We start from the raw sequence: 6,876 nt of genomic DNA, 5'->3' as shown, positions 1-6,876 counted from the left end.
ATAGCTCCCGGCTGGCCCGTGATCTCTCCGGCGGCATGGGGGAGGGTGGCGATGGCGGCCGGGCCTATGCCCGCGAAGAGCTGGTGGCCGAGCTGGGGGCGGTGCTGCTGGGCGATCGCCTCGAGATCGGCAGCGCCATGGCCAATCACGCTGCTTATCTAGGCCACTGGGTGGAGCTGCTCAAGGAATCGCCGCGGGTGCTGCTGCAGGTGCTCGGCGATGCCCGCCGGGCTGCTGATCTCATCTGCCCGGAGGCACCGGAATCGGCTGCGGCTTGCCTCTGTTGAGGCTGGTAGCAAAGGCCCAGCCACTGGCATTCACCTGCTGGCCTCGATGGGCTTTAACTCAGGCCGCCGATGGTCAGAACCACCAACTGGCGCAGCAGCTGCAGTTCGGCTGGTGTGATTGTTGACTTGGTGGCTGCGGTGATGCGCGTCTTCGCCACGCAGGTCAGGTTCTGCGGGAGCAGGTAACTCACCTTCTTGCAGCCGTTGCTGGGACTGGGCTGCAGCACCACCGTCAGATCGGGGATCGCCAGGGCAGGGTCGCCTGTCATCGGCACCACCAGCACCGTGGGGTAGGCGGGGTCAAACAGCTCGGTGTCTTGCACGACTACTGCCGGGCGGAGCTTGTTCGGCTCAGGGGGCTGGGGATCCTGGGCTGGATCGTCTGGATCCTTGCGCCAGTCAACGGTAACGATCTGCCCGGCCTTGAGTTCCACGCTGGTCTTCAGCGGGAGATGGGCTCAGGAGTGGCCCAGTCGTCAATGAAGGCTTTGGCTTCAGGGTCAGCGGCAATGTGCTCGGCCACCGTTTTGCTCTGGGCCCGGATGCGGGCCCGCAGGGCATCCATGGCGCTCACCGAGCTGCTCACAGCCATGACCCGTCTGCCACCGCGCTGCCGGCGGCGAATGGAGAAGGGAGTCCCAGGCTCTTGAGTGGCTTGATCGGCTGGGGTCATGACGGCAGCGGCTCTCGCCAACCGCAAGGGCTGAGGCCCCAACGTTAATCGCCGTTTCACCATCGCGCTGCTTGGATGCCAGTCCCTCTAACTGCTCCACGCCGGGGCTGGCGCCGCATTCAGCAACATCCAGGCAGCTCAAGAACGCTGGGATCGGCATCCAGGGCCCGATTGAGGGCCTCTTCGATGATTTCGAACTTACGTTCGACTTCTGATTGCATTAATTCATCGTCAAGGTAGTGATCAAGGGTGTAGTTCTCAATGAAGCGCTCAATCGCCTCGATGGACTGAAGGGCCTCAAGCAGGCGTTTCAACACCTAAATTCGCATGTTCAGAGTGCCAGCTTGAGAAAAACCCTCAAGGCTTCCTTCTGACTGATACTCGGTAGAAACTGCATTTAAAATGCAAGTTCCAGAGTCTTCACGCTGCAAACGCCACCCTCTTCAGCTTCCACTTCAAGCTAGAGGCTGATGGCTTCTCGGGTGTATAGGAGAGCTTCTTCCAGGGTGTTGCCTTGGGAGTTACAGCCAGTCAGGTCGAGACGGCTCACGGCCCAGCCTTCCTCGGTTGCAAGCAGGCGGATGCGGTAGCTCATGCCGGCCTGACTCTCTGTCCTGCGTTCAGGCAAGGCATGGGGCTGGCCTCTGTGACGAAGCCCCCCAGCCCCCCTCAAACCGCCACCGCCAGCTCCGGATAAAAGGCACCGGGAATCGGCCGCTGCAGCTGCCAGCGGATTGCCATCGGCCGCTCACCCTCGTGGCTCACGTAGTTAGCGAAGCCCAGGCACAGAAACGGCAGCGTCACCCCGCCACGCTTGTTCTCCTCCCGCACAAACAGCAGTACCCGGCTGCCGCGCGCGCGGTGGTGGATGTAGCGCTGCCCGGTGGCAGAGGTTTCGCGGGTGAGGCTCTGGCTCTCCCAGTGAAACTCCAGCGGGGAGATGGCGTAGTCGTTGTAGCGGGTGGTGGGGGAGAAGAGGCGCTCGGACTTCTTGAGGGTGATGAAGAACACGTCGCACTGGCTGGCTTCATCGAAAAACACCCCTTCTCGGCCGGGGAATGGGCGGGCGTCGTTCAACAAGCCAAGCGCCGCGAATACCTCGGCACGGGAGTATCGGCTGTGGAGCTTCAGGGGTACCGGCGGGGTTGGTTCGCCCCCGGCTAGACACGGCCAGGCGAGCGGCGCCACCAGGTGGGTTGTGCGCTCCAGCAACAGCGCGAACAGCTCGACCAGCTCGGCGCGGATGGCGGGGGCGGCCCAGAGCCGTACCAACGCCTCGGCCAGCGGCAGGTGCTGGCGGCCACTGCCCCAGAGCTGGGCCAGCAGCATGCGCCACTGGCGCTCAGCCACGGGATCCAAAGCTGCTGGATCGGGCGCCAGAGGCCGCTGCAGCTGAACTACCAGCCAGCCCAATCGCTCGGGGTCGTCGAGGTGCAGCAGGGCGCCGGCGATGCCACGTCCCATGCGCTCCTCATCGGCCGTGGGCTTCCCGGAGGCCGCCGTCGCCCCCCATCCCAGCTCCCGCTGCAGCAACGCCCACGAGCCCGCCACCTTGTAAAACTCCCCCAGCTCCATGCCTAGCCCGTCGAGCAGCGCAGCCAGCGAACAGGCACCGAGGCGGCGGCATTCGGCCAGCAGCTGGGGCCGGCGGCTCGGCAGCGACTCGCGCAAATTTGAAAGCACCCGCTCGGTAGAGACGCGATCGAGCTGGAGGCTGCAGCCGGCGGGTAGGAAAGGGAAGCCGCTTTCGATCTGGTGGCGCAGTTGGTCGCGCGTGCCGCCGAGCAGGGCGCGGTAGCGGAGGTCGTGGCGGAAGTTGCGGTGGGCCTGACCGATGAAATCGAGCACTGTGAGGCAGCTCTTGCCCTGGCAGAGGCGCAACCCGCGGCCGAGCTGCTGCAGGAACACGATCGAGCTCTCGGTGGGCCGTAGGAACAGCACCGTGTCGATCTCGGGGATATCGAGCCCTTCGTTGAACAGATCCACCACAAAGAGGATCTGCAGCTCGCCGGCGCGCAGGCGGCGGATCTGCTCGGCGCGCTCGTCGCCGGAGCTGGCGGCATCCAGGGAGGCGGCGCGCAGGCCGGCCTCGAGGAACTTGCGGGCCATCCAGCCGGCGTGCTCCACACTCACGCAGAAACCCAGGGCCCGCATCGACTCCAGGTGGGTGATCTTGGCGGTGAGTTCTCGCAGGATCAGGCGCAGGCGTGCGTCGTCGGCGGTGTAGAGGTTGGACAGGGCGACGCTGTCGTAGCCATTGCGGCGCCATTCGATACGCGAGAGGTCGGTGCCGTCGTGTAGGCCGAAGTAGTGGAAGGGCGCCAGTAGGCCTTGCTCGAGGGCACTCCAGAGCCTCAGTTCGGCGGCGGTATGGCCGCCGAACCAATGGAGGATGTCGAGCCCGTCTGGGCGTTCGGGGGTGGCGGTGAGGCCGAGCAACAGGGACGGCGCCAGGTGGGCCAGCCAGCGCTCGTAGCTGGGGGCGGCGGCGTGGTGGAACTCATCGACGATCACCACGTCGAACGTGCCTGGCGCCAGGTCGGCCGGATCCAGCCCCGCAAGAGACTGCACCGAGGCGAACACATGGCGCCATTGGTCGGGGCGCTGGCCATCCACCAGCAGCTCGCCGAAGGAGCCATCGCGCACCACCTGGCGGAAGGTGGCGAGGGTCTGCTGGAGGATCTCGCGCCGGTGGGCCACGAACAGCAGGCTCGGTGGGCCGGGGCCAGCCAGGGCGGTGCACTGGCTGCCGAAATCAGATGCCAGGCGGGCGTAATCGAGGGCAGCGATCACGGTTTTACCGGTGCCGGTGGCGGCCACCACCAGGTTGCGCCAGCGGTTGTGGAGGCTGCGTTCAGCGGCCAGCTTTTCAAGGATTTCCTGCTGGTAGGCGTAGGGGCGGATGTTGAAGAAGCTGAGCGGCGTGGCGTCGCTGCTGGTTTCGTTCGCCGAGGCCCGATCAAAGCGGCGCTGCTCGATCTCGCTGGCCCGGTAGGGCTCAAATTCGCCCTCCTCCCAGTAGTTCTCAAAGGTGGCCTGGAACTTGGACAGGATGCCCTCGTTGTCTTGGGCGGAGAGGCGCACGTTCCACTCCAGGCCGTCGTGCAAGGCGGCGGTGGAGAGGTTGGAAGAGCCGATGTAGGCGGTGGAAGAGCCAGAGGCGCGATGGAACAACCAGGCTTTGGCATGCAGGCGGGTGCGGCGGGTGTCGTAGCTGACGCGCACCTCGGCGCCGTGGGCCACAAGCCAATCGAGGGCGCGGCGGTCGGTGGCGCCCATGTAAACGGTGGTCAGCACGCGTAACGACCGGCCGGAGCGCAGCAGTTCGGCCAAGGGCTCCTGCAACAGACGTAGGCCGCTCCACTTGATGAAGGCGCAGAGCAGATCCACCTGCTGGGCGGAGGGGATTTCATGGATCAGCGCCTGTCCCACCGACGGTTCGCCGCCGGCGTTCACCAGCAGGGTGCTGTCGGCCAGGGGGATCAGCGGCCGCAGCGCCTCGGCCTGGCCAGGAAGTAACGGCGCTGCCCGAATACGGCTGAGGCTCTGACCGCTGGTGTGGACAGCATCACCGGGGCCGACCGCCCTTGGCACCTCGGCGATCAGCAAGGCCACCAGCTGATTCACCAGCTCCAACTGGGAAGTAGTGGGATGCCCACCGGGAAGGCTGGCCAGGGCGCTGCGCAATAGCGCGGCGAGGTGACGCGAGAGCCGCTGGGGTGCTTCTTCGGGGTCGAGGGGATCGAGCGCTTGCAGCTCAGGCTGGAGCGCCGCCAGGTCCTGGCCGAGGGCCTCGGTGAGGAGCTGGTCGTAGAAGCCGGGTGTCAGGGAATGGCCTGTCCTCATCAGTGGCTTCCGACCTGCCCAGCCGCCTGTGTGGTTGCCCCACTTTGCAGCAGTGGATCGACGACCGCATCGGCATACAGCCCGGGGTTGTCGGCGGCCATAAACCTGTCCAGCCGCTGATCGATCAGCTGGCGGTCGGCGTCGGTGAGCTCAGGGCCCACCTGTTCAGCGGCGATCGAGTCCCAAAAGCTTTATACGAGGTCCATCCGTTGCTCAAGAGCCAGGGCCAGAGGGCCGGTACATCTCAGTCGTCGTGGGGGTTAGGGGTCGTGTTGCCACGGCCCGGCGCACACCCACCGGATCCCGTCGGCCAGTCCTCTCGCCGCGTCAAGGATCGGGCCATGCGCCCCTGCGGGGCGTCCTTGCCACGGCGCTGCGGCCGGCCGTTGGGGGTGGGGTTCTCCGCCGTCCCCCAGATGGCTTCCCCGCTTTCCCCCTCCCGCCGCCGGCAGCCAGCAGCAGCCCTCAGCCGCACTGCCCTCAAAGCCCGCAATGCCCTGGTACTGGAGCATCTGCCCCTGGCTGATTCCATTGCCGCCAAGGTGGCCTGGCGCTTCTTCCCGCTCGTTGATCGGGAGGATCTGATCCAGGTGGCCCGGGAAGCCCTGATTCGCTCTGCTCCCAGCTGCAGATCTGGAGAGCCTGCAGCTCCCTATCTGCGCCGTTGCATCAGCGGGGCGCTGCAGCACTACCTGCGCGATCGGGTGCGGCTGGTGCGAGTGCCACGCCGGCTGCATGAGCAAGGTCAATGCCCGTTGCGGCACCTCAGCCTCGATGCCAGCGTTGATGGCGAGCCCTGCCTGCTCGATCAGCTGGCCGCTCCTGAGCCCGAGCCGTCCATCAGCGAGGCCATCCATGGCCTGGCGCTGGAGCAGCTGGTCGATCAGCTGCCGGCCGCCCAGGCCACAGCGCTGCGGCTCACGATCCTCGAGGGCCTCTCGCTCCGCGCTGCAGCCGAGCGGCTCGAGATCAGCGCCATGTCGGTGCAGCGGGCTCAGCGAAAGGCCCTTGCTGCACTGCGCCAGCAGCTGGCGGCCTAGCGGCCGGCGCCAGGCGCCCTGCTGCAGGCCCGGTTGATCCGGGCCTGGCTCCATCCACTCGCTCCCGCACGGGATTGCGCTGCGGCCCCATCAACGCTTGGCCAGGGTTTCTACGGTGCGGCAATGGCCCCAGACCTCAAGCATCCCGCCACCGGCGATCTGATCGTGTTGGCGGAGGGTGAGCAGCTGTGGCGGATCGGCTGGTCTGGCCCTCCCGTGCTGGTCGTCACCAGGACCGGGCCCGATGGTGGAGGAGCCCTCTACCGGCTGGCCGACCCGAGATGCAAAACCTGGAACAAGGTCGGCGACATGCGGCTGGTCCCCTGGCCGGATGCCACCAGCTGAGCCGGGCCGCGTCACCAGGAGTAGAACGGCTGTACTGCTACTGATGGCTTGATGTTGGCCGACCTGCCCATTGGCGAGCCTGTGCCGTGCCGACAGGGCTCACTGGAGGAGGACCTTGATCTCCACGCCGTCCTGGTGCCCAACCCGGTCTGCACCTTCTACATGCGGGTCAGCGGCAATGGCCTGCGCGAGCACGGGATTCAGGACGGCGACCTGCTGGTGATCGACCGCAGTGTCGAGCCAAGATCCGGCCATGTCGTCGTCGTGGCCCACCAGGGCTGCTTCCTGTTGCGGCCCCTGCGGCGTCAGGGCGAGCAGTGGTGGCTGGAGCCGCTGCGACCAGGCGAGGCGGCGATTCCGCTGGATCTGGACAGCTTTGATCGCTCAGGTCTCTTTGGGGTAGCGGTGCATGCCGTGCATCACCTCAGCAAGAAGCGGCTGAGAAAGATCTGAGCTTGGGTGATCAGGGAAGCAAGCCGACTCAAACAACTGAAATTCGAATGTTTGATAGCTCGGCGCTTCCACCCGCTTACTCCCGCTCGGGGATTCCAGCTCTGCGCTGAACAGCCCGGACATCGGGCCTTGCTCTGTCTGCCGACAATGAAGTTGGCCGGTCGGCGACAAGCTCGTTGGCCGGTGGGGTGAGTGCTGGAGAGCCTGGTGCCGATGCGCAGGGACCAGGGGA

At 66.0% G+C, this 6,876-nt stretch carries 9 protein-coding genes; 4 read left to right on the top strand and 5 right to left on the bottom strand.

Annotation, left to right across the window (positions count from 1 at the left end; translation table 11 throughout):
- A partial coding sequence (locus tag CJZ78_RS13045) for a zincin-like metallopeptidase domain-containing protein (protein WP_255373992.1) occupies nt 1-287 on the top strand: 287 nt, incomplete at its 5' end.
- Nucleotides 288-340: 53 nt separating this feature from the next.
- Here the strand turns inward: CJZ78_RS13045 and CJZ78_RS13040 are convergent.
- The 5 genes from CJZ78_RS13040 to CJZ78_RS13905 form a co-directional block, all read right to left on the bottom strand.
- Nucleotides 341-721 carry a type II toxin-antitoxin system PemK/MazF family toxin gene (locus CJZ78_RS13040; protein ID WP_198953915.1) on the bottom strand — a complete coding sequence of 127 codons (381 nt, stop codon included), beginning with the start codon at nt 719-721 and terminating at the stop codon, nt 341-343.
- An 8-nt stretch (nt 722-729) separates the two neighbouring features.
- Nucleotides 730-879, bottom strand: a complete 150-nt coding sequence (locus tag CJZ78_RS14100; RefSeq protein ID WP_158217095.1) for a hypothetical protein — start codon at nt 877-879, stop codon at nt 730-732.
- Nucleotides 880-1,079: 200 nt separating this feature from the next.
- A complete protein-coding gene (locus CJZ78_RS13035) occupies nt 1,080-1,274 on the bottom strand; it encodes a HepT-like ribonuclease domain-containing protein (RefSeq protein ID WP_094561740.1) in 195 nt (64 codons plus the stop codon).
- Nucleotides 1,275-1,629: 355 nt separating this feature from the next.
- The gene (locus tag CJZ78_RS13025) at nt 1,630-4,806 is read right to left on the bottom strand and encodes a DUF3427 domain-containing protein (protein ID WP_094561739.1); all 3,177 of its coding nucleotides are present in this window, start codon (nt 4,804-4,806) and stop codon (nt 1,630-1,632) included.
- Nucleotides 4,806-4,967 (bottom strand): hypothetical protein, encoded by a 162-nt coding sequence (locus tag CJZ78_RS13905; RefSeq protein WP_198953914.1) that lies wholly within the window; start codon nt 4,965-4,967, stop codon nt 4,806-4,808. The genes CJZ78_RS13025 and CJZ78_RS13905 overlap by 1 nt, the downstream gene beginning before the upstream one ends.
- A gap of 255 nt (nt 4,968-5,222) precedes the next feature.
- On the opposite strand from CJZ78_RS13905, the gene CJZ78_RS13020 reads away from it, so the two are divergent.
- The 3 genes from CJZ78_RS13020 to CJZ78_RS13010 all read left to right on the top strand — a co-directional run bounded on the left by CJZ78_RS13020 (nt 5,223) and on the right by CJZ78_RS13010 (nt 6,644).
- Nucleotides 5,223-5,846: a sigma-70 family RNA polymerase sigma factor gene (locus CJZ78_RS13020; RefSeq protein ID WP_094561741.1), complete on the top strand. Its 624-nt coding sequence runs from the start codon at nt 5,223-5,225 to the stop codon at nt 5,844-5,846.
- Between the two features lie 123 nt (nt 5,847-5,969).
- Nucleotides 5,970-6,191 (top strand): hypothetical protein, encoded by a 222-nt coding sequence (locus CJZ78_RS13015; RefSeq protein ID WP_094561738.1) that lies wholly within the window; start codon nt 5,970-5,972, stop codon nt 6,189-6,191.
- Nucleotides 6,192-6,245: 54 nt separating this feature from the next.
- A complete protein-coding gene (locus CJZ78_RS13010) occupies nt 6,246-6,644 on the top strand; it encodes a LexA family transcriptional regulator (protein WP_233128798.1) in 399 nt (132 codons plus the stop codon).
- Nucleotides 6,645-6,876 lie beyond the last annotated feature (232 nt).

Source organism: Synechococcus sp. 8F6 (assembly GCF_002252665.1).
Taxonomy (GTDB): Bacteria; Cyanobacteriota; Cyanobacteriia; order PCC-6307; family Cyanobiaceae; genus Cyanobium_A.
Note: the sequence above shows the minus strand (reverse complement) of the source record. Positions and strands in the feature narration are given on the sequence as shown.